At 73.2% G+C, this 24,327-nt stretch carries 25 protein-coding genes; 14 read left to right on the top strand and 11 right to left on the bottom strand.

Annotated features, from left to right (window positions below; translation table 11 throughout):
• Positions 1 to 149: 149 nt before the first annotated feature.
• From DDJ31_RS36855 to DDJ31_RS36860, 3 genes are all read left to right on the top strand, one after another.
• Positions 150 to 1,073 (top strand): SGNH/GDSL hydrolase family protein, encoded by a 924-nt coding sequence (locus DDJ31_RS36855; RefSeq protein ID WP_127176081.1) that lies wholly within the window; start codon positions 150 to 152, stop codon positions 1,071 to 1,073.
• 191 nt (positions 1,074 to 1,264) lie between these two features.
• A complete protein-coding gene (locus tag DDJ31_RS39950; RefSeq protein WP_359624953.1) occupies positions 1,265 to 1,345 on the top strand; it encodes a tryptorubin family RiPP precursor in 81 nt (26 codons plus the stop codon).
• A gap of 151 nt (positions 1,346 to 1,496) precedes the next feature.
• Positions 1,497 to 2,555, top strand: a complete 1,059-nt coding sequence (locus DDJ31_RS36860) for a cytochrome P450 (protein WP_127176079.1) — start codon at positions 1,497 to 1,499, stop codon at positions 2,553 to 2,555.
• Positions 2,556 to 2,567: 12 nt separating this feature from the next.
• Here DDJ31_RS36860 and DDJ31_RS36865 read toward each other — a convergent pair whose 3' ends face one another.
• Both DDJ31_RS36865 and DDJ31_RS36870 read right to left on the bottom strand, forming a co-directional pair.
• Positions 2,568 to 3,494, bottom strand: a complete 927-nt coding sequence (locus tag DDJ31_RS36865; protein ID WP_240677943.1) for a PfkB family carbohydrate kinase — start codon at positions 3,492 to 3,494, stop codon at positions 2,568 to 2,570.
• A 78-nt stretch (positions 3,495 to 3,572) separates the two neighbouring features.
• On the bottom strand, positions 3,573 to 3,974 hold the full coding sequence (locus tag DDJ31_RS36870; RefSeq protein WP_240677942.1) for a winged helix-turn-helix transcriptional regulator: 402 nt from the start codon (positions 3,972 to 3,974) through the stop codon (positions 3,573 to 3,575).
• A gap of 82 nt (positions 3,975 to 4,056) precedes the next feature.
• On the opposite strand from DDJ31_RS36870, the gene DDJ31_RS36875 reads away from it, so the two are divergent.
• The 7 genes from DDJ31_RS36875 (at position 4,057) to DDJ31_RS36905 (ending at position 9,547) form a co-directional block, all read left to right on the top strand.
• On the top strand, positions 4,057 to 4,422 hold the full coding sequence (locus tag DDJ31_RS36875) for a DoxX family protein (protein WP_127176078.1): 366 nt from the start codon (positions 4,057 to 4,059) through the stop codon (positions 4,420 to 4,422).
• A gap of 54 nt (positions 4,423 to 4,476) precedes the next feature.
• Positions 4,477 to 4,635 (top strand): hypothetical protein, encoded by a 159-nt coding sequence (locus DDJ31_RS36880; RefSeq protein WP_164784818.1) that lies wholly within the window; start codon positions 4,477 to 4,479, stop codon positions 4,633 to 4,635.
• A gap of 371 nt (positions 4,636 to 5,006) precedes the next feature.
• The gene (locus DDJ31_RS36885; RefSeq protein WP_127176077.1) at positions 5,007 to 6,791 is read left to right on the top strand and encodes a sensor histidine kinase; all 1,785 of its coding nucleotides are present in this window, start codon (positions 5,007 to 5,009) and stop codon (positions 6,789 to 6,791) included.
• Positions 6,792 to 6,914: 123 nt separating this feature from the next.
• Positions 6,915 to 7,334: a roadblock/LC7 domain-containing protein gene (locus DDJ31_RS36890; RefSeq protein ID WP_127176076.1), complete on the top strand. Its 420-nt coding sequence runs from the start codon at positions 6,915 to 6,917 to the stop codon at positions 7,332 to 7,334.
• On the top strand, positions 7,331 to 7,687 hold the full coding sequence (locus DDJ31_RS36895) for a DUF742 domain-containing protein (protein ID WP_127176075.1): 357 nt from the start codon (positions 7,331 to 7,333) through the stop codon (positions 7,685 to 7,687). Before DDJ31_RS36890 ends, DDJ31_RS36895 begins: the two co-directional genes overlap by 4 nt.
• Entirely contained in the window at positions 7,668 to 8,285 is a 618-nt protein-coding gene (locus tag DDJ31_RS36900; RefSeq protein ID WP_127176074.1) for a GTP-binding protein, read from the top strand. The genes DDJ31_RS36895 and DDJ31_RS36900 overlap by 20 nt, the downstream gene beginning before the upstream one ends.
• A complete protein-coding gene (locus DDJ31_RS36905) occupies positions 8,282 to 9,547 on the top strand; it encodes a cytochrome P450 (protein ID WP_127176073.1) in 1,266 nt (421 codons plus the stop codon). Before DDJ31_RS36900 ends, DDJ31_RS36905 begins: the two co-directional genes overlap by 4 nt.
• Before the next feature lie 84 nt (positions 9,548 to 9,631).
• Here the strand turns inward: DDJ31_RS36905 and DDJ31_RS36910 are convergent, their stop codons facing one another.
• Positions 9,632 to 10,858: a cytochrome P450 gene (locus tag DDJ31_RS36910; RefSeq protein WP_127176072.1), complete on the bottom strand. Its 1,227-nt coding sequence runs from the start codon at positions 10,856 to 10,858 to the stop codon at positions 9,632 to 9,634.
• Positions 10,859 to 11,177: 319 nt separating this feature from the next.
• Between DDJ31_RS36910 and DDJ31_RS36915 the strand changes: the two genes are divergently transcribed.
• Positions 11,178 to 12,314: a sugar ABC transporter substrate-binding protein gene (locus DDJ31_RS36915; protein WP_240677941.1), complete on the top strand. Its 1,137-nt coding sequence runs from the start codon at positions 11,178 to 11,180 to the stop codon at positions 12,312 to 12,314.
• Positions 12,315 to 12,429: 115 nt separating this feature from the next.
• Here the strand turns inward: DDJ31_RS36915 and DDJ31_RS36920 are convergent, their stop codons facing one another.
• Both DDJ31_RS36920 and DDJ31_RS36925 read right to left on the bottom strand, forming a co-directional pair.
• Positions 12,430 to 13,221 carry an SAM-dependent methyltransferase gene (locus DDJ31_RS36920; protein WP_127176070.1) on the bottom strand — a complete coding sequence of 264 codons (792 nt, stop codon included), beginning with the start codon at positions 13,219 to 13,221 and terminating at the stop codon, positions 12,430 to 12,432.
• Between the two features lie 226 nt (positions 13,222 to 13,447).
• Complete coding sequence (locus DDJ31_RS36925) at positions 13,448 to 14,041, bottom strand: TetR/AcrR family transcriptional regulator (RefSeq protein WP_164784817.1); 594 nt, start codon at positions 14,039 to 14,041, stop codon at positions 13,448 to 13,450.
• On the opposite strand from DDJ31_RS36925, the gene DDJ31_RS36930 reads away from it, so the two are divergent.
• On the top strand, positions 14,042 to 14,758 hold the full coding sequence (locus DDJ31_RS36930) for a hypothetical protein (RefSeq protein WP_164784816.1): 717 nt from the start codon (positions 14,042 to 14,044) through the stop codon (positions 14,756 to 14,758).
• Positions 14,759 to 14,952: 194 nt separating this feature from the next.
• Here the strand turns inward: DDJ31_RS36930 and DDJ31_RS36935 are convergent, their stop codons facing one another.
• The 3 genes from DDJ31_RS36935 to DDJ31_RS36945 all read right to left on the bottom strand — a co-directional run bounded on the left by DDJ31_RS36935 (position 14,953) and on the right by DDJ31_RS36945 (position 17,393).
• On the bottom strand, positions 14,953 to 15,363 hold the full coding sequence (locus DDJ31_RS36935) for a hypothetical protein (RefSeq protein ID WP_127176068.1): 411 nt from the start codon (positions 15,361 to 15,363) through the stop codon (positions 14,953 to 14,955).
• A gap of 410 nt (positions 15,364 to 15,773) precedes the next feature.
• Positions 15,774 to 15,953, bottom strand: coding sequence for a hypothetical protein (locus tag DDJ31_RS36940; protein WP_240677940.1), 180 nt, complete (start codon positions 15,951 to 15,953; stop codon positions 15,774 to 15,776).
• Positions 15,954 to 16,319: 366 nt separating this feature from the next.
• The gene (locus tag DDJ31_RS36945) at positions 16,320 to 17,393 is read right to left on the bottom strand and encodes a hypothetical protein (protein ID WP_127176067.1); all 1,074 of its coding nucleotides are present in this window, start codon (positions 17,391 to 17,393) and stop codon (positions 16,320 to 16,322) included.
• A gap of 310 nt (positions 17,394 to 17,703) precedes the next feature.
• Here DDJ31_RS36945 and DDJ31_RS36950 point away from each other — a divergent pair, with 310 nt between their 5' ends.
• Positions 17,704 to 18,177: a carboxymuconolactone decarboxylase family protein gene (locus tag DDJ31_RS36950; protein WP_127176066.1), complete on the top strand. Its 474-nt coding sequence runs from the start codon at positions 17,704 to 17,706 to the stop codon at positions 18,175 to 18,177.
• A 107-nt stretch (positions 18,178 to 18,284) separates the two neighbouring features.
• On the opposite strand, the gene DDJ31_RS36955 is transcribed toward DDJ31_RS36950, so the two are convergent.
• The gene (locus DDJ31_RS36955) at positions 18,285 to 19,010 is read right to left on the bottom strand and encodes an alpha/beta fold hydrolase (protein WP_127176065.1); all 726 of its coding nucleotides are present in this window, start codon (positions 19,008 to 19,010) and stop codon (positions 18,285 to 18,287) included.
• 17 nt (positions 19,011 to 19,027) lie between these two features.
• On the bottom strand, positions 19,028 to 19,996 hold the full coding sequence (locus DDJ31_RS36960; RefSeq protein ID WP_127176064.1) for an alpha/beta hydrolase: 969 nt from the start codon (positions 19,994 to 19,996) through the stop codon (positions 19,028 to 19,030).
• 257 nt (positions 19,997 to 20,253) lie between these two features.
• Between DDJ31_RS36960 and DDJ31_RS36965 the strand changes: the two genes are divergently transcribed.
• Positions 20,254 to 22,551, top strand: a complete 2,298-nt coding sequence (locus DDJ31_RS36965; protein WP_164784815.1) for an ATP-binding protein — start codon at positions 20,254 to 20,256, stop codon at positions 22,549 to 22,551.
• A gap of 185 nt (positions 22,552 to 22,736) precedes the next feature.
• Here DDJ31_RS36965 and DDJ31_RS36970 read toward each other — a convergent pair whose 3' ends face one another.
• Entirely contained in the window at positions 22,737 to 24,044 is a 1,308-nt protein-coding gene (locus DDJ31_RS36970; RefSeq protein ID WP_164784814.1) for a helix-turn-helix domain-containing protein, read from the bottom strand.
• Positions 24,045 to 24,327: the final 283 nt, after the last annotated feature.

Here is a 24,327-nt window from a genome sequence, read left to right on the forward strand (position 1 = left end):
CCGCGAGCCCCCGGAGCGCGGCGCCACCGACCTCCCGGCCGGTCCGCGCCGACCGGTCCTGAATTCGCCGCACGGCCCTGGCCCGGGTGCTCCGCCCGCCGGTATACAAAGCCAGTCGAACCGGCAGCCGCGCACCCGGGAGGTCCTCCATGAACCGAGCCCCGCACCCGACCCCGTCGGCGCCAGGCCCGCGCCGCGCCAGAACCGCCGCCGCGGCGGCCGCGGGCTGCGCCCTCGTCATGGGGCTCGCCGCCCCGGCCGCGGCGCACGGCCACGGCGCCACCCACCACGACCGCACCACCCGGTACGTGGCCCTCGGCGACTCCTACACCTCAGGACCGTTGATACCGCGCCAGGTCGACGCCGCCTGCGCCCGCTCCGACCGCAACTACCCCTCACTGGTGACGGCGGCCGGCCGCGCGGCCACGCTCGACGACGTCAGCTGCTCCGGCGCCACCACCGCCGAGATGTGGAAGGCCCAGGGCACCAACGGGCCCCAACTGGACGCCCTGAACCGGGACACCGACCTCGTCACCCTCCAGATCGGCGGCAACGACATCGGGTTCGGGTCCATCATCGGGACCTGCGCCCGGCTCGGCGCCACGGACCTGGCGGGCGACCCCTGCCGGCGGTACTACACCTCCGGTGGCGTCGACCGGCTGGCGCTGACCGTCCTGCGGACGGCGCCGAGGATCGCCCGGGTGCTGAAGGACGTCCGCGCGCGGGCACCGCACGCCCGGGTCCTGGTCGTCGGCTACCCCGACCTGCTGCCCGACGACGGCAGCGGTTGCCATCCGACGGTGCCGTTCGCCGCCAAGGACTTCCCGTACCTGCGGGACACCGAGAAGCGGCTCAACCTGATGCTGCGGCTGGTGGCCGCGCTGCACCACGCCGACTACGTCGACACCTACGGCCCGACGGTCGGCCGCGACATGTGCAAGGCGCCCGCCGACCGCTGGATCGAGCCCCTCCAGCCCACCTCACCGGCCGCGCCCGCCCACCCCAACGCCCTGGGCGAGCAGGCCATGGCGCGCGCGGTGCTCGCCCGGCTCGACCGGGGACACCGGCGCTGACCCGCGCTCACGCTCGATCGGCGGACATGCCTGAGCGGACGTCAATTCTATGTACTTGAAGAGGATTTGACGTTCGCGATGATTAACCGCCGTTGCCAAGAGGAAGGTTCACGGGGCCACCGGCGTGTGATCGTCCCGGGCCCGCCCGGAAAGACCGCACGTCACGCCCGTTCCGAACAGGAGGTGCAGTGATGAAGCTTCTCTTCGCCATGCGCAACAAGGTCGCCGCCCGCAAGAGCCTGAAGGCGAGCGCCTGGTACATCTGGTACTGACCTGCACCAGCCACCGATCCCGCTCCGGCCGCTGCCGGGCGGGTCGTCGGCACCGTCGTCCCGTGCGGCCACCCGCACGGGACGACGCTGTCCCGCGCGCACCGCGGGGACGCCCGGCACCGGCGACCCCACCCACCGCTCCGGAGGGCCGATGTCCCCGCTGTCCCCGTCGTCCGCCGCCTCGGCCCACCGCACCACCGTGTTCGCACCGCGGCTCGCCGCCCTGCTCCGCGACCACCTCGGCGAGGACGTGTTCCGGCTCGAACCCGACACCGTGGGCGTCGCCGGCCCCGAGGTCGCCGACCGGATCCTCGCGGCCCGCCGGGCCACCGAGACCGAGCGGCCCACCTTCAAGCCCCTGCAAGGACGCTCCATCTCCCGTACCGAGGCGTCCGCCGTCACCCGCACCATCGGCACCGACGTCCGGGACGCGCTGGCCGGCCCGCTGCCCGAGAACGTCGACCTCTCCGGAGCCTGGCCGCTGACCGGACACCTCTTCCTGCGGGACCTGATCCTCGGCCGGGACCCCGCGCGGCTGCGGATGCTGATGAGCAGGACCCTCGAACTGACCCCCAAACTCACCTGGTCGGTGATCGCCGTCGGCGCGGCCCTGCCCGGCTGGCCCCGGCCGGGGGACCACCTCACCAGCCTCGGCGACCGGGCCGCCCGCGCGGTCGGCTACCAGGACCGCCGCTACGCGATGGGCGTCTACCGCAGGGCCGCGGCCCCGGTCTGCTTCACCGTCTCCACGCTGGTCTCCAACGCCCTCTGGCTCGGCGCACCCTTCGCCGACGACATGCCGAACCGGCACATCATCCACGAGTCCCTGCGCCTGCTGCCGCCCTCCTGGAACATCCTGCGCAACGCGTCACCTGAGTACGGCGCCATCGACGACCGGATCGGCGAGGGCGACGACGTCCTGGTGCTGCCGCTGCTCTCGCACCGCGACCCGGCGCTGTGGGAGGACCCCGACAGCTTCCGGCCCGAGCGGTGGGAGCACCTCGACCCCGACCGCACCCCCGGCTACCTGCCCTTCGGCCACTCCTCGGAACGCTGCTGGGGACGGCACATGGTGATGCCGCTCGCCGAACTCCTGCTGGACCTCGTCCGCGAGGCGGGCCTTGCGGTGGACCGGGACCAGAGCGTCGGGAAGGTGCCGCTCCTCGGGCTGCTCGGCGTGGAGGAAGTCCGCCTGCGCAAGGGAAATTGACGGCCTGTCAGCTCACTGGGGCGGTGGCGTTCCCTGGTCCGTCGGCCGGGCGCGCATCCACTCCCGGGTCCCGAACGACGCGCACGCCCGTGACGCCACCCGCGCCGACCGGCGCAGCGCCGCCGCGAACCCCGCCGTCGTCAACCCGCCCTGGAGCGCCAGGTGATGGGCGAGGGCTCCGTGCAGCACGTCCCCCGCGCCCAGAGTGTCCACGACCCGCACCGGGGGCACCTCCACCGCGCCGTCACCGTCGGGGCCCGCCCACAGCAGGGGCCGGCCGCCCCGGCTGACCGCCGCGAAGCCCACCCCGCGCTCCCGCAGGAACCGCAGGGTGTCGGCCGGGGTGCGGGTGCCGGGCGGCCGGAAGTCGGCCGAGCAGACCGCGACATCGACGAACGGCAGCAGCTCCTCACTGCCGTCCTTCCAACTGCCCCCGTCCAGCAGGGTCGTTCGGCCCGCGGCCCGGCCCGCGCGGGCGGCGGCGACGGCCAGCTCCCGGTGGTGGCCGTCGAGTTCGACGAGGTCGCAGGCCGCCACCGACCGGTCGAGGTCCGCGGGCGGTGCGAGCCGGTGGGCGCCCGCGTTGGTGGAGGCGACGGCTCTCTCTCCGGTGGCCTGTGTCACCAGGATCGACGACACGGCGGGCGGGCCGGCCGCGTCGGGGGCGAGGTCGGTGACGGTCACGCCGAGCCGGGTCAGGTCCGCGGCGGCAGCGACACCCAGCGGATGCGCGCCGATCGCGGTCAGCAAGGTCGCCGCGCCGCCGAGATGCGCGAAGACCGCGGCAGCGCCCGCGGCCGGACCGCCCGCGGCGACGGTCTGGTCGAGCGCCGTCAGCTTCTCGTCGGAGCCCGGCACCCGCTCCACCAGATGGACCACGTCAAGGGTGCACAGCCCGACGAACAGACCGCGCGGGCGCCGGGTCCTTTCGGTCACCACGTCACCGACCACCTTCCCGAGCCTCGGGGCGTCGTCGGAAGTACACCAGAAGAAGCCGCCCGCCGCCCGGGAGCGGGCTCAGCCCGACCGGTCGTCGTAGCTCTTCCTGCTCGTCTCGATCTCCCCGATGTGCTCGGTGGCCCAGTCGGCGAGCGCGAGCGCGGGCGGGATCAGGCTCCTGCCGTTCGCGGTCAGCTCGTACTCGACCCGGGGCGGCACCTGCGCGTACACGGTCCGTGAGACCAGGCCGTCGCGCTCCAGATGGCGGAGGTTCAGCGTCAGCATCCGCTGCGAGATCCCCGGGATCATCCGCTGCAGGTCGGTGAAGCGCAGCCGACCCTCGTCGAGGGTGGCCACGATCAGCAGCGTCCACTTGTCGCCGATCCGGTCCATCACGGACCGGAGCGTGCGCCCGCCGTCGCCCCGGATCGCGCAGGTGTGGCGGTACTTCGGCATGGCGTCCCCCTGTTCGTCACGCACACGCGTGTGCCTTTTGTGAGCCTCTCGCCCGTCACTCATCATGAGGCAACTCACATCGGGTAACCGTCGACTTGGGGTCACTGTGCACATCGCCTACTGGATCGTCGCCGCGCTGCTCGCGGTCTTCTACGTCTACGGGGGAGGGAAGAAGCTCCTCCAGAGCCAGGAGGAGCTGCGGCCCATGATGGGCTGGGTCGACCAGGTGCCCATGCCCGCCGTCCGGGCCATCGGAGCGCTCGAGGTGCTCGGCGCCGCCGGGCTCGTACTGCCTCCGCTCACGGGCATCGCCGTCGGCTGCGCGGTGGCCGCCGCCGTCGGCCTGGCGCTGATCCAGGTCGGGGGCATCGTCGTGCACGTCTCGCGCGGCGAGAGCAAGGTCATAGCCCTGAACATCGCCCTGCTGGTGGCCGCGGGCGCCGCAGCCTGGCTGGCGACCGACTGGCTCTGACCGTCCGGCCCAGCGACCGCCGGCGCGCGGATCGAGGCCCCGGCGCTGGGCACGGTGTCCCTCCCGGGCTGTCCGGCCGAACTCCCGTCCCTGGTAAGGGAGATCGGCGACGGCGGTCTCGTCGTCGCCGTGCGCGAGGCGCCGCTCGCCGACGCGGAGAGCGCCTGGACGGCCCCCGAGGAGCCCGGAGTCCGCACCGTCCTCGTCCCGTGACCCCCTCCAGCCCCTCCCGCACCACGCGGACTTGGCCGAAAATAGACGCCCAGGGGCCGGACCTGACGGGATCGGACCCCGGTTCGGCACCGGCCGACCCCGCAGGGTGCTGGTGACTTGGCACCAGATGTCCGAGGAACCCGACCAGCCTCAACTACCACACCTGTTCGCCACGATGGCCGTTTCTCGACGAAGTGAACTCTTGTGAGCGCTGGGGCCCTTGTTGGGGTACTCAAGGTCGACACCATGACTAGCATGAGCGGCGTGCTTGATCCGGAACAGTCACGGCCCTGGCGGGCCGTTCTCCGGATCGTCGGCGACCTCACAGCCGCCCACCCCACTCCTGCTCACACGGACCGAGGGACCGCGGAATGCCAGTGCCTGCTCGCCCCCGCCAGCGCCGATCCGCGAAAGGGGCGCGTTCCTCGCCCGTGCTGTCCCCCGTCTTCACGGCTCTCCTCCTCGTGACGGCCGCCGCCGGCGCCGCCACCACCGTCGTCGCACCCGACAACGCCCGGACCTGGGTGCTCGGCACCGCCGTCGCCGCCTGGTGCTGCGTCGCCGTCGCCGTGGCCGTCGCCTCCAGCCAGCTCCGCAGGGCCCGCCGTGACGCGGCGGCCCGCGGCGGCGAACTGGAGATGACCAAGAACAACTGGATGCAGCAGAGCGCCGAGGCGTCCCAGCTGGTCAGCGTCACCCTGCCGGAGATCGCCAAGCGCGTGAAGAACGGCGCGAGCGCCGCCGAGGCACTGCCCGGCGTCCCCGCCCCCTCCGACCCGCACCAGCGACAGATGCTGCACCTCTTCGCCGCCGAACTCGCGGAATCGGTTCGGCGCCGTGACGACGCGCAGGCCGAACTGCGCGCCCTCCGCGGCGAACTGGCCCGCGGCACCGAGGAGATGGAGCGCCTCACCAAGGAGATCCTGCCCAGCGCCGTGGCCATGCTGCGCGAAGGCAGCTCGGCCAACACCGTGCTCGCCAGGTTCGACTGGCCGCAGAGCACCCTGCTGCGCGACTCCTCGGAGACGTTCGTCCGCGAACTCGCCTACAGCGAACGCCGGTCCGCCGCCGCCCAGGCCGCCTCGGCGAAGGCGCTCAGCCGGGTCCAGGCCAAGACCGTCAGCATGCTCGCCGACCTGCGCGACATGCAGGACCGGCACGGCGGCGAGGTCTTCGGCGACCTGCTCCGCCTCGACCACAGCACCTCCCAGCTCGGCCTGATGACCGACCGCCTCGCCCTGCTCATGGGCGGCCGCTCCAGCAGGGTCTGGAACAAGCCGATCGTCGTGGAGAGCATCCTGCGCGGCGCCGTCGGCCGGATCGCGGCCTACCGCCGGGTGCGGCTGCACTCGTCGAGCAAGGCGGCCATCGCCGGCTTCGCGGCCGAGGGCGTCATGCACCTCCTCGCCGAACTCATGGACAACGCCGCCAACTTCTCGCCGCCCATCGACGAGGTGCACGTCTACGTCGAGGAACGCAGCGCCGGCCTCGTCGTCACCATCGAGGACAGCGGCCTGAAGATGGCCGCGGCCGCCATGCGACGGGCCGAGGAGTCCGTCTCGGGACAGGTCGTCGACCTCGCCTCCCTCCAGGGCACCCGGCTCGGCCTCGGCGTCGTCGGACGGCTCGCCGTCAAGTACGGCATCAGCGTCAACTACCGGCCCTCCTCACGCGGCGGCACCGGCGTCGTCGTCCTCCTCCCGCCCCAGCTGGTCGCCCAGCAGCGGGACGCGGTCACCCACCACGAGCAGCGCCCCCGGCACGCCGCGCCGTCGGCGCCCGCCGCCCCGGCCGCTCCCGCCCCCCGCGCCGTCGAGGACTCACTGCCGATGCGCCACCAGCAGGACGCCCTGCCCGAGGAACCCGCCCGCCGCGCCGACATCCCGCGCACCCGCGGCGCCGAGGCCACCCCCGGCGGACTGCCCGTGCGCGCCCCCGGACGCACCATGGCCGAAGCGGACCGCGACCGCCAGCGGTCCGCCCCCGAGCCGCCCGCCACCGCGCACGGCGAACCCGGCCCGGCCCGGGACGCGGGCACCCGCTTCGGTGCCTTCCACCGAGGCCGCCAGCAGGGCGCCGGCGGCACCGCACGCCCCGGCGGCGACGACACCGCGCTCCCCGGCGACGACGGGCACGAGGCCGTGGCCGACGACTAGCTTGCCGGGCCCCGCGCACCGCCCCGGGCCCCGCACCCACCATTCCCGCAGATCGCCGTACTTCGCTTGATTGGAGGAACGGGCCGGGTGACCCTCGACCGGTCAGCGCCCGCCCCACCCACCATGGAGACCACTGACAACAGCCTCACCTGGCTCCTCAAGAACCTCTTGGAGCGCACGCCTGGCACCCGCCATGCGGTCGTTCTGTCGCGGGACGGCCTCAAACTGTGCTGGACGGAGCACCTGACGCTCGATCAGGCCGACCAGCTCGCGGCCATCTGCTCCGGCATCCAGGCCCTCGCCCAGGGCGCCTCCGTGGAGTTCGGCGACGGCTCGGGCGGCGTCCGGCACTCCATGACGGAGTTCCACGGCGGCCTGCTGTTCATCGTGGAGGCCGGTGAGGGCGCGCACCTCGCGGTCGTCGCCCAGGAGAGCGCCGACCCGGGCGTCGTCGGCCACCAGATGACCGAGCTGGTCGAACAGATCGGCGACCATCTCCGTGCCGAACCGCGCACGCCGGCCGTCCGGGGTGCCGCCAGGTGACCAACAAACCCGTGGACGTCGGTGACCCGGACCGCCTGTACACGGTCACGGGCGGACGCAGCGAGGCCGACGACACGTTCGACCTGGTGACCCTCATCGTCAGCGAGTGCGAGCCGACGGCCGGGATGCAGTCCGAGCACGTGCGGATCCTCGAACTGTGCCGTCACCCGACGGCACTCGTCGAGGTGTCCGCCGAGCTGAAGATGCCGATCACCGTCGTCCGCATCCTCCTCGGCGACCTCCACGACATGGGCCGGATCAGCGCCCGCCACCCCCGTGCGGCCGCGTCCCTCGCGTCCCTCCCCGAAACCGCCCTGCTCCAGGAGGTGCTCCATGGGCTCCGCAACCTCTGAGCTGCCCTCCCAGCGCACGCCGCTGGCCGACGACGCCGAGACCGGACTGAAGATCGTCGTCGTGGGCGGGTTCGGCGTCGGCAAGACCACCCTGGTCCGCTCGGTGAGCGAGATCAGACCGCTCAACACCGAAGAGGTGATGACCCAGGCGGGCCAGGGCGTCGACGAGACGGTCGGCGTGGAGCGCAAGACCACCACGACCGTCGCCTTCGACTTCGGCCGCATCAGCCTCAACCAGCGCATGGTGCTCTACCTGTTCGGCGCCCCCGGCCAGGAGCGCTTCTGGTTCCTCTGGGACCGCCTCTTCTCCGGCACGCTCGGCGCCGTCGTCCTCGTCGACACCCGGCGCATGCAGGACTCCTGGTACGCGATAGACCGGCTCGAACACCACAAGACCCCGTTCGTGGTGGCCGTCAACCGCTTCGACGAGGACGAGAGCCGGTTCTCGCTCCAGGAGATCCGCCAGGCCCTCGCCCTGGGCGACCACGTGCCGATGGTCGACTGCGACGCACGCGTACGGGCCTCGGGCAAAGAGGTCCTCATCACTCTGGTGGACCACCTCTACGCAATGGCACTGTCCCAGGAGACGACACCGTGAGCGACACACCCGGCTCCCCGACCGCGACCACGCCGCCACCCGGCTGCCCGGCCCACGCCGACGCCGTGCACATGGGCGGCCTGGAGTACCAGCAGACGCCGTCGCAGATGTACCGCACCATGCGCCGCGAGCACGGCGCGGTCGCCCCGGTGCTGCTCGACGGCGGGGTACCGGCCTGGCTGGTCCTCGGATACCCCGAGGTGTCCTACGTGACCAGCCACGACGAGCTGTTCGCGCGGGACTCCCGGCGCTGGAACCAGTGGCCGAACATCCCGCCGGACTGGCCGCTGATGCCGTACGTCGGCTACCAGCCGTCCGTGCTGTTCGCCGAGCGCGAGGAGCACCAGCGGCGGGCCGGTGTCATCACCCAGGCCCTCGAGGGCGTCGACCAGTTCGAGCTGGCCCGCGAGTGCCAGCTGATCGCCGAGCGGCTGATCAGCGCGTTCTCCGGCAGCGGCCAGGCCGAGCTGATGAGCATGTACGCGCACGCCCTGCCGGCCCGCGGGGTGCTGTGGATGTGCGGCATGCCGCCCGGCACCGTCGACACCGAACAGCTCGTCGACGACCTGCGGATCTCCCTCGACGCCTCCGAGGGCGACGACCCGGTGGCCGCCTACGGCCGGGTCGGCGAGCGGATCATGCGGCTGGTGCGGGAGAAGCGGGAACGCCCGGGACCCGACGTCACCTCCCGGATGATCCAGGACCCCGCCGGGCTCACCGACGAGGAGATCGTGCAGGACCTGATCTCCGTCATCGCCGCGGCCCAGCAGCCCACCGCCAACTGGATCTGCAACACCCTGCGGCTGCTGCTCACCGACGAACGGTTCGCGGTCAACGTGTCGGGCGGCCGGGTCAGCGTCGGCGACGCGCTCAACGAGGTGCTCTGGCTCGACACCCCGACCCAGAACTTCATCGGGCGGTGGGCCGTGCGCGACATCCAGCTCGGCGGGCGCCTGATCCGCGAGGGCGACTGCCTCGTCCTCGGCCTCGCGGCGGCCAACACCGACCCGCAGATCTGGCCCGAGTCCCATGTCGGCGCCGAGAACTCCGCGCACCTCTCCTTCAGCAACGGCGAACACCGCTGCCCCTACCCGGCACCGCTCCTCGCGGACGTCATGGCGCGCACGGCGGTGGAGACGCTCCTCGAGCACCTGCCCGACATAGTGCTGGGTGTCAAGCCCGCCGAGCTGACCTGGCGGCCGTCCATCTGGATGCGCGGACTGACCGCGCTCCCCGTGCGGTTCACGCCCTCCGCGCGCTGATGGCCCACCCCTCCGCGTACCCGGTCGGCCGGGTACGCGGAGGAGACAGATCGACGACCGGGCCGGCCGCGCCGATGGGGCGGATCAGGCCGACGTCGGCGTGAAGCGCACCGGGAGCGCCTGCGGGCCGCGCGTGAACACGCCCAGCTCGACCGGGTCGAAGCCGTCCGCGAGCCGCAGATCCGGCATCGCGTCGAGCAGCTGGTTGACCCCGATCTCCACCTCCGCCTTGGCGAGCAGCGCGCCGACACAGAAGTGCCGGCCGAGCGCGAACGCCAGATGGTCGGCCGCCGCCGAGAACGCCGACGTCGTGGTCAGGTCGTCACGGAAGATGTCGAAGCTGTCCGGCTCCCGGTAACGGCTCCCGTCCCGGTTCGCCGAGCCGATCAGGCAGGTCACGGTGGCGCCCGCGGGTATGGTGCCTCCGCTGACCTCGACGTCCGTGGCCGTCTGCCGCATGATCATGTGCACCGGCGGGGTGTACCGCAGGGTCTCCGCGAACGCCGCGGGGATGAGGCTCCGGTCCGCCTGGACGGCCGCCAACTGGTCCGGGTGGAGCAGCAGGTTGGCGATGATGCTGGCGATCGCCTTGTCGGTCGTCTCACCGCCCGCGGCGAGCAGCAGGCTGCAGAACGCCTTGATGTCCTCGTCGCTCATCCGGACACCGTCGACCTCGGCGGCGCAGAGCGTGGAGAGCAGGTCGTCGCCCAGGTTGTCGCGCCGGTTCCTGATGATCGGGATCATGTACTCGGCGAACTCGATCCGGGTGCGCTCGCCCGCCGCCGTGACCTCCGCGTCCCCGGACAGGTTGCCGAGGAACGCGATGACGGCCGTGTACCAGCCGTGGAACCGGGCGTGATCGGCCTTGTCGAGTCCGAGCATGTCCGCGATCACGTTGACCGGGAATCTGGTCGCGTAGTCGCTCACGATGTCGGCCGAGCCCGACTGCCGGAAGCTGTCGATGAGTTCGCGTGAGTTGCGCTCGATGACCGGCAGGAACTTCTCCTGGAGGTCGCTGCCCCGGAAGGCGGGGGCCACGAGCGCCCGCCGCACCGCGTGCTCGCGTCCGCTCATCTGGAGGATCGTCTTGCCGTGGACCGGCTCGATCTGCCAGTTGTAGTTGTCGGTCGTGAACTCCGACTTCTTGTCCTTGAAGACCCGCTCGACGTCCTCGTAGCGGGAGATGATCCAGCTCTGGGTGGGCTCGTGCCAGATCAGGGGTTCTTTCTCCCGCATGACCGCGTAGGCGGGGTAGGGGTTCTCGGCGAACTCCGACGAGAGGATGTCGGGCACCTGCTGTGCAGTGGACACGGAACTCCTCGAGATAGACAAGTGGCCTTCGACGAGTAGGTTATTGATCTTGCGGTGGCTCAAACAGCTCAGTCCTGGCCGAAGTTGAGCACTTCTCAACCTTGCGGTACGAGGGCCCCGTCCGTACACCCGTGGTGTCTGTTCTGTTGCGGAAGCTGCGGGTCTTCAACGGTTCCTGGGGAAACCGGAATTGCGGATGTGTCGTGGGGGTTTCCCGGCAACGGCGAACAGACGTGCGGGCTGTGCTTTCCTGACGACGTCGGTTGTGCCGTCGCCTGGTCACCAGGCCGCACACTCCTGCCCGAAAGGCCACCCCCACGTGAACTCCCGCACCACCCGTAGAACCAGCACGCCCCGTATCGCCGTCGCGCTGACCGCGTCCACGTCGGCCTTCCTGCTCACGGCCTGCGGAGCGCTCGACTCGGTCGCGGGGAGCGACACCGCGGCGACCCCGGAGAAGACGAACGACATCACCCTCGGGCTGCTGCTGCCCGACCGGGACACGGCGCGCTTCGAGAAGTTCGACCACCCGCTGATCGAGAAGCACGTCGCCTCCCTGACCGAGGGGAAGGGCAAGGTCGTCTACGCCAACGCCGGTGCGAGCGCGGCCAAGCAGAGCGAGCAGATGGAGAAGATGATCGCCGACGAGGCGGACGTCATCCTCGTCGACGCGGTCGACGCGAAGGCGATCGCGCCGGCCGTCCGGAAGGCCAAGGACGCGGGCATCCCCGTCATCGCCTACGACCGGCTCGCCGAAGGGCCCATCTCCGGGTACGTGTCGCACGACAACGAACTGGTCGGCGAGGTGCAGGGCCGCGCCCTCGTGGACGCCCTCGGCGCCTCCGCCGAGTCCAGCAAGGTCGTGATGCTCAACGGCTCACCCGCGGACCCCAACACCGCGCGGTTCAAGGCGGGAGCGCTCGGCGAGCTGACCCACCGGGTCGACATCGCCAAGGCGTACGACACCAAGGAGTGGCTGCCCCAGGTCGCCGAGGCCAACATGAAGAAGGCCATCGCGGCCCTCGGCGCCGACCGGATCGACGCCGTCTACGCCGCCAACGACGGCATGGCGGGCGCCGCGATCGCAGCGCTGAAGGGCGCGGGCGTCAAGAAGCTGCCGCCGGTGACCGGGCAGGACGCAGATCTGCCGGCCGTCCAGCGGATCGTGGCCGGCGAGCAGTACATGACCGTATACAAGCCGTTCCTCCAAGAGGCGACCGACGCCGCCGAGTTGGCCGTCGCCAAGGTGCGCGGCAGCGAGCTGCGGTTCGACGCGCTCGCCCAGGACTCCGTGGACAGCCCCACCGACAAGGACATCCCGGCGAGGCTGGTGCCCGTGGTCGCGCTCACCAAGGACAACATCAAGGAGACGGTCGTCCAGGACGGTGTCTACACCGTCCGGGAGATCTGCACCGCCGCCTACGCGGACGACTGCGCGACAATCGGCTTGAATTAGCCGGTCCCGAGGGGTGGCGCCGGGCGGCGACCTGTGATGGGCCCGGTCGGCGCGTCCGGAGCCGACCCGTGCCGGACCCGGTCGCCGCCTCCGCGCGGCCGCCGCCCTCCGCCGCTCAGGAGCGGACGCGGGCCACTCCGGCGTAGATGCCGCTGGGCTCGGGGGCCGCTCCGGTGGCCTCGGCGTCCCACTCGGTCGCCGTCACCAGACCGGGCGCGACGAGGTCGAGGCCGTCGAAGAAGCGGTTCACCTCGGGCCGGGTACGGAAACCGAGGGTGATGCCGCCGCGCGCGTACTCGGCGGTGACCTGCTCGGCGAGTTCCGGGAACAGGTCGGACGCGGCGTGCGACATCACCAGGTAGCTGCCCGCGGGCAGGGTGGCGACCAGGTCGCGGACGATGCCGTGGGCGTCCTGCTCGTCCGGGATGAAGTGGATCAGCGCGATCAGGGACAGCGCGATCGGCCGGTCGAAGTCCAGTATGTGCCGGGCGTGTTCGACGATCCGCAGCGGCTGCCTGACGTCCGCCTCGATGTAGTCCGTGACGCCCTCGGTGCCGCTGACGAGCAGCGCCTCCGCGTGCCGCAGGACGATCGGGTCGTTGTCCGCGTACACGACCTTCGCCGTCGGCACGATCTTCTGCACGACCTGGTGGAGGTTGGGTTCGGTGGGGATGCCGGTGCCGATGTCCAGGAACTGGTCGACGCCCCGCGCGGCGAGCCAGGCCGCGGCCCGGTGCATGAACTGGCGGTTCTGCCGCGCCGCGTCCCTCGCCTCGGGCGGCAGCTTCTCGGCGACGGCCTCGTCGATCGGGTAGTTGTCCTTGCCGCCGAGCAGCCAGTCGTAGACCCGTGCGGGGTGGGCCTTGCTGGTGTCGATCGCCGGGGGCGACTGCGGGTCCGTCGTCATCTCATCAACTCCATCGCACCGTCGACCTCGGGGCGGGCCGGGGCGCCGGTCATCCTACGCCTGAGCTGCCACGGGAGCTTCGGCGGTGGGGAGTTGAGCGCCGCCGGGGGATGGGCCCCGAGCGGCCACGACCGCCGTCGGCCACGACCGCCGCCGGGCGCGGTCGGCGCGGTGCGTCGTGGCGCGCGTGCGGGGTGCGCGTGCGGGGGTGCGGCTCCGACGCCGTTCACCCGGTCCCGGCGGCGAGGCTGTCGGTGAACAGGCCCAGCAGGCGTCCGGCGCGTTCGCCCGAGTCGTCGGGCCCGGTGGTGCCGAGCAGGGCGCAGATCGCGACGGTCACGTCCATGGCGTCGAGGCCGTCCCGCATGCCGCGGTCCGCCACGCCGTCGGCGAGATACCCGGCGACCACCTCGGTGACCCCGTCGGCGGCGGGGGAGGCGAACGGGGTCGCGGACCGGCCGGCCGCGCGCAGGGTGTCCATCATGCCGCGGGTGGCGAGCGTGAACGCGGCGAACTCCGTGATCCAGGCCCGGAGCGACGCGTGCGCGCTCCGGCCCCGGGTGCGTTCGCGCACCCGCGCGGTGACCTCGTCGAGCTTGCTCCGGTGGACGGCGAGCGCCAACTCGTCCCGGGACGGGAAGTGCCGGTAGAGCGTGGCGACGCCGACCCCGGCCGAGCGGGCGACCTGGTTCATGGAGACGGTCTCGCCCGCGGCGTCGGCCCGCGCGAACGCCTCCCGGGCCGCGGCCACGATCACCTCGCGATTGCGTCTGCGGTCGGCTCGCCCGAGAACATCGCCCTCGACGATCCGGGCCACCACGTGGTGCTCGCCTGCCGGAACCCGGCACGGGGCGAGGCCGCGGCCGAGGCGCTGCGGACGGAGACGGGCAATCCGCACATCACCGCCATGGAACTCGACCTGGCCTCGCTGGACTCGGTCCGCGCGTTCTGCGACACCTTCGCGCGGGTGGGCCTGCCGCCGCTGTACGGCGTGGTCTGCAACGCCGGCGTCAGCGCGGGCGGAATGCCCGGCGGGCCGCCCTTCTTCCCCGTGAGGGTGGCCCACAGCGACGCGAGGGCGCTCGCCACCGGCCCGGGACCGGGAATGCGGGCCCACTGCATGTCGAAACTGTGCAACCTCTACTGCGCGTACGAGATGGCCGAGCTGCTGGCCGACCGGCCCGTCACCGTCAACGCCTTCAACCCCGGCGCCATGTCCGACACCGGCTTCGCCGCACCCGCTGGGAACGCCCTCGTGCGCGGCGCGACGAGGGTCCTCGGCGCGGTCATGGGCAGGCTGATCGGGAAACAGGGCACCGCCACGGCGTCCGGCGCCGCCCTCGCGAGACTCGTCACCGATCCCGCCCTGGCCACCACGACCGGCACCTACATCGACCAAGAAGCGCCGGCGTCGTCGTCACCGCTCTCCCACGACCGCGCCAACGCGCGGGAGCTCTGGCGGGCCAGCATGGCCATGACCAACCTGAGCGAGTCCGACACCGCCCTCCACCGACCGGGTGGGACGGCTACCGACTGAACGGTCTTCCGCGCGACGGCCAGGAGCGCGGGGACCGGGTGACGTGGTGGCCGGGAGTTGCCGTCGTCGGAGCGGGGTCGGCGGCCCCGGTGGGCCCGCGGGCGACCGCCGCGGGCCCACCGGGTGGGTTCTCAGCTGACGCCGGGGCCTCGCCCGCACCCCTGCCGCGCCCCGAACCGACCCGGCGTTGTCGGTCAGGCCACGGCGCAGGCGGTGACGGCGGCCTGGGCGGCGGTGGCGGCCGTGGTGGTGGCGGCGGCACTGGCGTCGGCGGAGGTGACCGCCGCCGCGGCGGCCGCGGTGGCGGTCGCGGCGGCTTCACCGAGGGCCGTGGCGGGCTGTCCCGCGGCGATGGCGGCGGCGACGGCCTTGGCCGCCGCGGCGGAGGTCGCGGCGTCGCTCTTGGCCACGTCGGCGGCGGCTGCCGCGTTGGCCACCGCGGTGGCGGCAGCGGTGGTGGACGCCGCGCAGGTGACCGGATCGGCGGCGGCCCGGTGCGCGGTGGAGGCGGTGCGGGCGCCGGAGTCGGCGGACGCCACGCAGGTGCCGGTGAGGACCAAGGCGCCGGTACCGAGGAGGACGACGGCGGTGCGGTGAAGCTTCATGGAGAACCCCTGTCGGGTGGGACGGCGGAGCCGGCGGACCTCGGGCGTCCATGCCCTGGGCCCGCCGCATCGCTCATGAGTGGGGAGCCGGAGGTGGCCCCACGACCACCGGAACACCGGACGCCTCCCGCGGCGCCCCGGCATCCGGCCCAACTGCCGGGCCAGGTGGCGGACGACCGCATCCCCCGGCGTGCGCTCGAACGCCTGCTCGATGCTGCTGGGGAGCTATCGCCTCGCTCCGTCCGACCGCGCCACGCAAGGACCACCGCATCCCTCTTACGGGTTCGACGGGCCTCGGCGGGCTCTACTCCAAGCGGTCCAGGCGATCCGCCCGAGTCCGGGGGCCGTCACCTGTGTCAGCTGTCCGCCGGCCGCAGCCGCTCCCGCCGGGACACCCGGGCGGCGTCACGTCACGCGGCGTGCGAACTGCGCCGGGTCGCGTGGTACCGCTTCTTGAAGGCGCGGACGAAGTGGCTGCTGTCGGTGAAGGCGGGTTCGCGGTCGTCGAAAGAGGCGAGGACCAGCCCCTTGGCCCGTGCGAGCAGCGCGTCGCGGGACGAGTGCGCCCCCGCCGGGCCGAGGTCGCCCATGGTCCGCCGCACCATGCTGGTGTGGGCCAGGAGGATCCGCGCCGCGGACGAGGCGGACCGGCCGGTCCGCGGATTCCCGGCGACCAGGTGAACCCCACGGTCTCCACCCGTCAAGCAGAGGAGTCCCCGATGATCCCCGACGACGATCCGTCCCGCTCGCTGACCGTGGAGATGTCGTCGCGGGCAAGGACGCGCCGCCGTCGCGGCTGCCGGGGAGCGAGTCGGCCGAACGCCGTGGCCGGGCAGCCGAGTTGGCCCCGACCTACCGACGCCGGTTCCTCCGACCCGCAGGCACCGCAACCCCGGTACCGGTCCGCCGGGGGCGAATCCCCCCTGAACGCGCACCGGTCACCGGGGACGGTCGGGCTAGCTGATCCGCTTGCCGACGGCCGCGTGGTCGGGGAACAGGGTGCTCCGCGAACCGTTCCACGAGATGGTGAGGGTCCACGAGGTCCCGCTGGGGCTGATCGCCGGGGTGGTGGTGGACGGCGCGAGGGCGCCCGAAGGGCGGCTGAAGTTGCCGAAGGTGATGCCGCCGTCGGAGGACTGGCTCGTCCAGACGTTGCCGTCGGTCCCGATGCAGGCGAGGAGCACGCGCTGCTGATCGGCGAAGCCCGGCTGGCCCGGTGTGGCCACGGTGGTCTGGTTGCCGAGGCGCGCCGCCGCCACCCCGCTGTCGCAGACGGCCGTCTCGCTGATCCGCCGCACGCTCGCGGGCGCACCGTCCGAGTACTCCGTCACCTCCCAGATGTGGCCGTCGGTGCCGACGTAGAAGTCGGAGATCATGGTGCGGCCGTAGCCGGTGTTGTAGACGACCAGGGAGCTGTCCCCCTCGATGTCCGCGTTGTCGCTCGAGAGCCTCGCGTACTCCGACACCCGCCACCCCGAGGAGCTCTGCGACAGGACGCCGTCGAAGGAGTACAGGCCGGTGTAGCTGACGAACCGGCCGTCGTTCGGGACGTCGATGTGCAGCACGTTCGGCGTGATCAGGACGGCCAGCGGGCTGCCGATGGCGCGGGCGCCGGAACCGATGCGGGTCCACGGGGCCCAGAAGTTGGCCGGTCCGTTGGTCGCCCTGCTGTACCAGATCTCCCCGTCGAGCCCTCTGAGCAGGGCCATCACCTGACCGGGCGGGAACTCGACGATCCGCGGCGGCGACACGGTCCTGGCGGAGTTGTCACCGCCGAGCGGATGCCAACTCCCGTTGTTGTAACGGAACCAGACGTTGTTGTCGGTGCCCCGGGCGACCTCGTAGGTCGCGCCGCCGACCGTCACGGAGTAGACGCCGGACAGCACTCGTGCGCCGTTGCCGACGTCCGCCCACGACGTCTCGGCGGCCTGGGCGGGGGCTGAGACGCCGATCAGCAGGACGAGGCTGCTGACCAGGGCGGCCACCGCCGCGGGCCATCTGCGGATGTTCGGTCTGGTAGTGGATCTCACCACAGTCCCTTTCTGTGCTCTCGCGAGTCGGGTACCGCCTGAGCGGTCCCCTGGGGGTTCGTTCCGCAAGGCTAGGGACGCGACGGTGACCCCAACGGACCGACAGCGCACGGCTGTTGGTCCCACAGCGCACGGAAGGGGAAGCGGGGCGCCGGCCGGCGCGCCACTCCGTGGGCAGCGCCGGGGCGACGGTCCGGGGAGCGGGCGTGGCATGAGACGCGCGTCACATCCGGGGCTGTCACACACGGCGGCCCTGTCCGGTCTGAGCTGGAGAACCTCATCGAACCGGCACGCCAACGGGAGAACCGACATGGACGCTCGTCTCAACCTCTTCGACAACCAGATCGCGATGAAGGCCGGGAAGCACCTCGCGGGGGCCGACCGGGCCCTCGCGGGCGCGGCGCTGCCGGCCGCGACCCAGGAACTGGTGAAGATCCGCGCCAGCCAGATCAACGGCTGCGGCTTCTGCACCGACATGCATGTCAAGGAGGCCCTCCACGCCGGCGAGGGCGACCAGCGGCTGCATCTCGTCGCCACCTGGCGCGAGGCCACCGTCTTCACCGAGGCGGAGCGGGCCGCGCTGGAGCTAGCCGAGCAGGGCACCCGGATCGCCGACGCGGCGGGCGGTGTCCCGGACGACGTGTGGGACAACGCCGCCCGGCACTTCGACGAGGACCAGCTCGCGGCCCTCGTCGTCCTCATCGCGCTGATCAACGCCTTCAACCGGTTGAACGTCATCGTGCGCCAGCCGGCCGGCTCCTACCAGGTGGGCCAGCACCTCTGAGCCGGTCGACCCGGCACGACGCACCGGGCCCGGCCGCGCGGACCCACCCGAACGGGGTCCGCGCGGCCGGGCTGCGTGCCGTCAACGCGTGCCGTCAGCGCGTGCCGTCAGCGCGTGGCGCGCACCGCGTCGAGGACCAGGGCCGCGACCTCGGCGGGCCGCGACACGGCCACCGCGTGCGAGGCGCCCTCGACCTCCACGGTCGTCGCACCCGCGCGCCGCGCGCCGAACCGCTCCACCTCGGGGTTGACGGCACGGTCGGCGCCCGCCACCAGCGCCCACGACGGCCTGGTCCGCCAGGCGGCCGCGGCGGCGGTCTCGGTGAAGGCCGACGCGGCCAGCGGACGCTGCGTCGCCGCCAGCACCCTCGTGACGTCCGCGGGGACGTCCGCCGCGAACACCGAAGGGAAGGCGTCCACCGCGACGCTGACCTCGACCGCGGTGCCGCCCTCAGGCAGCGGGTACGCCCACTGGACGAGACTCGCGCCGAGCGGCGACTCGGGGAACCGCCCCTGGAGTTCGCCGACGCTCTCGCCCTCCGCCAGGACGTAGGCGGCGACGTAGACGAGGCCGACGACGTTCTCGGCGGCACCGGCCACCGTGATCACCGCGCCCCCGTAGGAGTGGCCGACGAGCACCACGGGGCCGTCGATCTGCTCGGCGACGGACGCCACATAGGCGGCGTCGCAGGCGAGCCCGCGCAGCGGGTTGGGCGGCGCGACGACGGGCACACCGCGGCCCTGCAACTCGGCGACGACACCGGACCAGGAGGCCGCGTCGGTGAACGCGCCGTGCACGAGGACGACCGTCGGGGTGACAGGGGACGTGGACATGGCGGGAACTCCCCGGGTCAGGCCGTGCCGAGGGCGTCGCGCAGCACGGTGACGGCCTGGGTGATCGCGGCCTGCGCGGCGTGGGTCCCGCGCAGCGCGTTGAGCATCACGAAGTCGTGGATGACGCCCTGGTAGCGGACGGCGGTGACGGCGACGCCCGCGGCGCGGAGCTTGGCCGCGTACGCCTCGCCCTCGTCGCGCAGCACGTCGGCCTCGCCCGTGATGACCAGGGCGGGCGGCAGGCCGGTGAGCTGCTCGGTGGTGGCGCGCAGCGGGGACGCGGTGATCAGGGCGCGCTCGCCCTCGTCGGTCGTGTACTGGTCCCAGAACCACTGCATGCCGTCGCGGCGCAGGAAGTAGCCCTCGGCGAACTGCTCGTAGGACGCGGTGTCGAAGCGCGCGTCGGTGACCGGGTAGAACAGCACCTGCTGGACCAGCGGCACATCGCCGCGCTCCTTGGCCATCAGGGTGAGGGCGGCGCTCATGTTGCCGCCGACGGAGTCCCCGGCGACGGCGAGGCGCCCGGCGTCCAGGCCCTTCGAGGCGCCCTCGGTGACGATCCAGCGGGCCACCGCGTAGTTCTGCTCGATGGCGACCGGGTAGCGGGCCTCGGGGGAGAGGTCGTACTCGGGGAAGACGACGGCGGCCCGCGCGCCGGTGGCGAGTTCGCGGACGAGACGGTCGTGGGTGTGGGCGTTGCCGAAGACCCAGCCGGCGCCGTGGATGTAGAGGATGACGGGCAGGGTGCCGGTGGCGCCCGCGGGCTTGACCACGCGGGCACGGACCTGGCCGGTGGGTCCGCCCTCGACGGTGATCCACTCCTCGTCGACGTCGGGCGCGGCGATGTCGCCCGACTGGACCTCGTCGACAGCCTTGCGGCCCTCGGCCGGGGCGAGGTCGAAGAGGTAGGGCGGGTTCGCGGTCGCCTCGACGAAGGCCTGGGCGGCGGGTTCGAGGACCGGCTTGACCGGTGTGGCGTCGTGCACGGGGTTCTCCTGGGTGGGGTGTGTGGGGTGTTGGCAGTGGCATCGAGCGGCGGGTGCGGGTGCGGGTGCGGGTGCGGGTGTGGATGCGGCGTCCGGCGCCTCCCGGCTCGGCCACGTCGAACGCTAGGTCCGTTCCTGGCCCCTTCTCGTCCCGCAGCGCACCGGTGTGCGACCGAGAGCGCACGGACCTGGTCGGAGACCGCTCCCTACCTGCCAGTAGGGTGAAGGGGCCGTACCGCCGGAGAGGACAGAGAACCGTGGGCCAGTCACCCCCGCGCCCCTTCGGCCCGCTGCTGCGGGCCCACCGGCACACCGCGGGACTCACGCTCGACGAACTCGCCGCCGCCTCCAAGGTCACCGCCCGCGCCATCGGCGACATGGAACGCGGCCACAGCCGCGGCCCGCAGTCCCGCACCGTCCAGGCCCTCGCCGACGCGCTCGGCCTGGCCCGCGCCGACACCGACGCGCTCCTCACCGCCGCCCGCGCGGGCCGCCGCCGTCACACCGCGCCCCCCGGACTGTGCGAACTCCCGTCTGGCACACCGGACTTCGCGGGCCGCGCGGAGGAGCTGCGCAGGCTGGGCGAGGAGAGCGCGGGAGCGGACGGCGGGTCCGTCGTGATCGTCCACGGCGCCCCCGGGCTCGGCAAGACGGCGCTCGTCGCGCAGGCGGCCAGGGAGAGGTCCGTCCGGCACGCGGGCGGCTGCCTCTTCGTCGACCTGCGCGGTCTGGACGCCCAGCCCCTCACCCCCTACGACGCGCAGGCCCGGCTCCTCAGAGCCCTGGGCGTCGCCGACGGCGACCTGCCGACCGGCGCCGACGACCGCGCGGCGCTCTACCTGCGCACCATCAGGGACGCCGATGTGCTGCTGGTGCTCGACAACGCGGCCGGGGAGTCCCAGGTGCTCCCGCTGCTGCCCGGACCAGGCGCCGGCCCCGCCTGGGTGACCAGCCGCCGCGCCCTGACCGGCCTCCCGGACGCCCACAGGATCGCCCTCACCCCGCTCCCGGAGAGCGCCGCGACCAGTCTCCTGGCCGCGATCACCGCCCGCCGGACGGCTGCGGTGAACGCCGGGGCCGGGACCCACTCGACGGACCCCGCGGCCCGGCAGGAGCGCGACGCCCTCACCCGGATCGCGGAGTTGTGCGGTGGCCTGCCCCTGGCGTTGCGCATCGCGGGGAACCGCCTTGTCACCCGGCCGGGCTGGACCGCGTCCGCGCTCGCCGACCGGCTCGCCGCCGAGGACCACCGGCTGACCGGGCTCACCGCGGGCGACCTCGCCGTACGGTCCGCCTTCACCCTCTCCTACGAGCAACTCACCGACCCCGCACGGGCCTTGTTCCGCCGGCTCGCCCTGGTGACAGGACCCGACTTCGCGCCCGTCCTCGGCGCCGTACTGACCGGCTCGCCGCTCGAGCGCGTCGAGGACCTCACCGACGAACTCGTCGAACTCGGCCTGCTCGGCCAGGACTCGGCGGGCCGCGCCTCCTTCCACGACCTGATCCGCCTCTACGCGCGCCACCGGCTGGACGCCGAGGAGTCACCCGAGGCCCGGCAGGCGGCCGGTACCGCGCTGCGCACCTGGCTGCTGCGGACCGCGCGCGCTGCCGGCAGCCGCTTCGAACCGGGTGAGGCCCCGGCCGCCGACCCGGCTCCGCCGGCCGACGTCGGCGACCAGCAGACGGCCCAGCAGTGGCTGCGCACCGAGCACGCGCACTGGCTGACCGCGCTGCGCGAGGCCGCCGCCGCCGGGGACCACGCCACCGTGGTGGACGTCGCCGAGTCGATGCACTGGTTCTCCGACCGGTGGCCGTTCTGGGGCCACTGGCACGAGGTGTTCGCGCTCTCCCGGGACGCGGCCCACGCGCTCGGCGACCTCACGGCGGAGGCGACGCAGGCCAACTACCTCTCCTGGGCCTACTTCCACTGCCGCCACGACCCGGACACGGGCTCCCGGCTCGCCCTGGAGGCCGCCGAACTGGCCCGGCGCGCGGGCGACACCGTGCAGGAGGCGTGGGCGTACACCTACGCGGCCCACACCGCCGTCACCCGCGAACTGTTCGAACCGGCGGTGACGTACGCCCGCAGGGCGGAGGCCCTGTTCGCGGCGGCGGGCAACCGCGAGGGACACCCCACGGCCCTCGTGGTGCTGGCCAGGAGCCTGCGCTCGATCGGCCGGTTCGAGGACGCCGTCGACACCCTGGACCGGCTCCTCGCGCTGCTCGCCGACCCGGCCACCGCGCCCGCCGAGCACATCGCCGACTACTCGACGATGAACGCGCTGTGCGGCAAGGCGCGGGCGCTGATCGGGCTCGGCCGCTGGGCGGACGCCCGGCTGGCGGCGCAGCGCGCGCTGGAGGTGGACGTCCGCGTCGACGTGCCGGTACTGCGCGGGCAGGCGCTGCTGTGCGCGGCGCGGGCGCTGGCGGGACTGGGGGAGCGGGCGTCCGCGCTCACCACCGCGCACGAGGCGCTCGCCGCCGCCCAGCTCTCGGGCGACGCGACCCAGCGGGAGGAGGCCGAGGAACTCATCACGCTCTGGACGACAGCCTGACCGTGGGCCGTGGGCCGTGGGCCGTGGGCCGTGAGCCGTGAGCCGTCAGCCGTCATGCGTTGTGCGTCGTGTGCCGTGTGCCGTGCGTCAGGCTGCCATCCGTGAGTCGACGGCCCCCGCCGACGGCCACCGCAGAGGCTCACCGTCGTCACCTGGGACCCCCGTGGTCCCCGGCCCCGCACGCCTCAGCCGCCTTGCTCGCGCCCCGAGTTGAGCAGCCACCTGCTGAGCCGGTCCCCGACGGCCCGTGTCTCCTCCGGGCTCTCCTCCTCGCGCAGTCGGCGCGCGGCGAACAGCCGGATCAGGTCGTGGAAGGCGGCCCGGTCGCCCTCCACCGGTACGAGCAGGCCGAGTTCGACGAGGTCGTCGAGGAACTGGTCGGCGAGATGGGCCGGGAAGCCGGTGAGGACGGCCGCGAGATCCCCGCCGAAGTCCGTTCCCGGCACCAGCGCGAGCCGCCGGAACAGCAGCCGCTGCTCCCGGTTGAGCTGCGCGTGCGACAGCGCGAACGCCGACTCGATGTGCAGGTCACCGACGGCGAGCCCGTCGAGCCGCCGCTCCTGCGCGGCCAGCCGGTCGGCGAGGTCGCGCGCGGTCCACCCGGGGCGGCTGAGCAGCCGGGTCCCGGCGATCCGCAGCGCGAGCGGCAGACGACCGCAGTGCCCGGCGATCTCGGCGAGGGCGCCCGCGTCGGCGGCCGTCGTCCTGGCGCCGAGGAGCGAGCCCAGCATGGCGGTGGCCGCGCCGGCGGGCAGCGGCCCGAGCGGCAGCCGGCGGGCGTGTTCGAGGCCGGTCAGCGCCCGGCGCGCGGTGACCCAGACGGCGCCCAGGCCCGCCACCGGCAGGAGTGGTCTGACCTGCGCCTCACGCGCCGCGTTGTCGAGGACCACCAGCGCCCGCCGGTCCCGCAGGAGCGCCCGGTGCAGGGCCGCCCGCTCCTCGGTGTCGGCGGGGATGTCCCGGCCGCGCACGCCCAGCGCCTTGAGCAGTCTGAGCAGCGCCTCGCCGGCCGGCAGCGGCTCGGCGTCAAGACCCCGCAGATCGAGGAAGAAGCAGCCGTCGCGGTAGCGGTCCGCGGCCTGCCGGGCGGCGTGCACGGCGAGCGCGCTCTTGCCGGTGCCGGGCGCCCCCGACACCACGGTCAGCGGTGTGTCCTGCCCGCCCTGGAGCAGCCACGCGGTCTCGGGGTCACGCCCGGTGAAGTCCGGGACGTCAGGCGGCAGCGGGCACCATCCGGCGGCGGGTTCCTCGGGGCGGCGGCGACCGGCGCGGGCCGCCTCCGTGAACGCGGCCCGGTCGGTGGCCTCCAGCCGCAGGGCGCCGGCCAGGGCGGTCACGGTGCGGGCCTGCGGGCTGCGGCTGCGACCGCGCTCCATGTCGCCGATGGCACGGACGCTGACGCCCGCCCGCTCGGCGAGTTCCTCCAGGGTCAGCCCCGCCGACCGCCGGTGCAGCCGCAGCAGCGGCCCGAAGCCGGACTCTTCCGGTGTCACGCGTGAGCAGCTCGTTTCCGTGATCGTCGACGGGGTCGTCCCGTCGTTCGATCTTATGCAGAACGCCGCCAGGCTCACGCGGAACGCCGTCAGGCTCATGCCCAACGCCGTCGGGCGGCGGGCCGCGCGGACGGCCCGGTGGGCGGACGGCCCGGTGCGGGGGCGGCCCAGGGTGGGGGCGGCCCAGTGTGGAGGGCGGCGGATCCAGGACGGGCGGCGCAGCCCACTTCTTCCTGCGGTTCTTCCTGGAGCGGTCCGGCCGTGCGCCCTTGAATGGAGAAGT

Source organism: Streptomyces griseoviridis (genome assembly GCF_005222485.1).
In the GTDB taxonomy this organism is placed as follows: Bacteria; Actinomycetota; Actinomycetes; order Streptomycetales; family Streptomycetaceae; genus Streptomyces; species Streptomyces hintoniae.

Coding starts and splice junctions, on each gene's coding strand:
- DDJ31_RS36935 (WP_127176068.1), bottom strand. CDS start 15,363: ATGAAGCTTCACCGCACCGCCGTCGTCCTCCTCGGTACCGGCGCCTTG.
- DDJ31_RS36885 (WP_127176077.1), top strand. CDS start 5,007: ATGCCAGTGCCTGCTCGCCCCCGCCAGCGCCGATCCGCGAAAGGGGCG.
- DDJ31_RS36920 (WP_127176070.1), bottom strand. CDS start 13,221: ATGACGACGGACCCGCAGTCGCCCCCGGCGATCGACACCAGCAAGGCC.
- DDJ31_RS36940 (WP_240677940.1), bottom strand. CDS start 15,953: ATGGGCGACCTCGGCCCGGCGGGGGCGCACTCGTCCCGCGACGCGCTG.
- DDJ31_RS36855 (WP_127176081.1), top strand. CDS start 150: ATGAACCGAGCCCCGCACCCGACCCCGTCGGCGCCAGGCCCGCGCCGC.
- DDJ31_RS36890 (WP_127176076.1), top strand. CDS start 6,915: ATGGAGACCACTGACAACAGCCTCACCTGGCTCCTCAAGAACCTCTTG.
- DDJ31_RS36860 (WP_127176079.1), top strand. CDS start 1,497: ATGTCCCCGCTGTCCCCGTCGTCCGCCGCCTCGGCCCACCGCACCACC.
- DDJ31_RS36955 (WP_127176065.1), bottom strand. CDS start 19,010: ATGTCCACGTCCCCTGTCACCCCGACGGTCGTCCTCGTGCACGGCGCG.
- DDJ31_RS39950 (WP_359624953.1), top strand. CDS start 1,265: ATGAAGCTTCTCTTCGCCATGCGCAACAAGGTCGCCGCCCGCAAGAGC.
- DDJ31_RS36950 (WP_127176066.1), top strand. CDS start 17,704: ATGGACGCTCGTCTCAACCTCTTCGACAACCAGATCGCGATGAAGGCC.
- DDJ31_RS36900 (WP_127176074.1), top strand. CDS start 7,668: ATGGGCTCCGCAACCTCTGAGCTGCCCTCCCAGCGCACGCCGCTGGCC.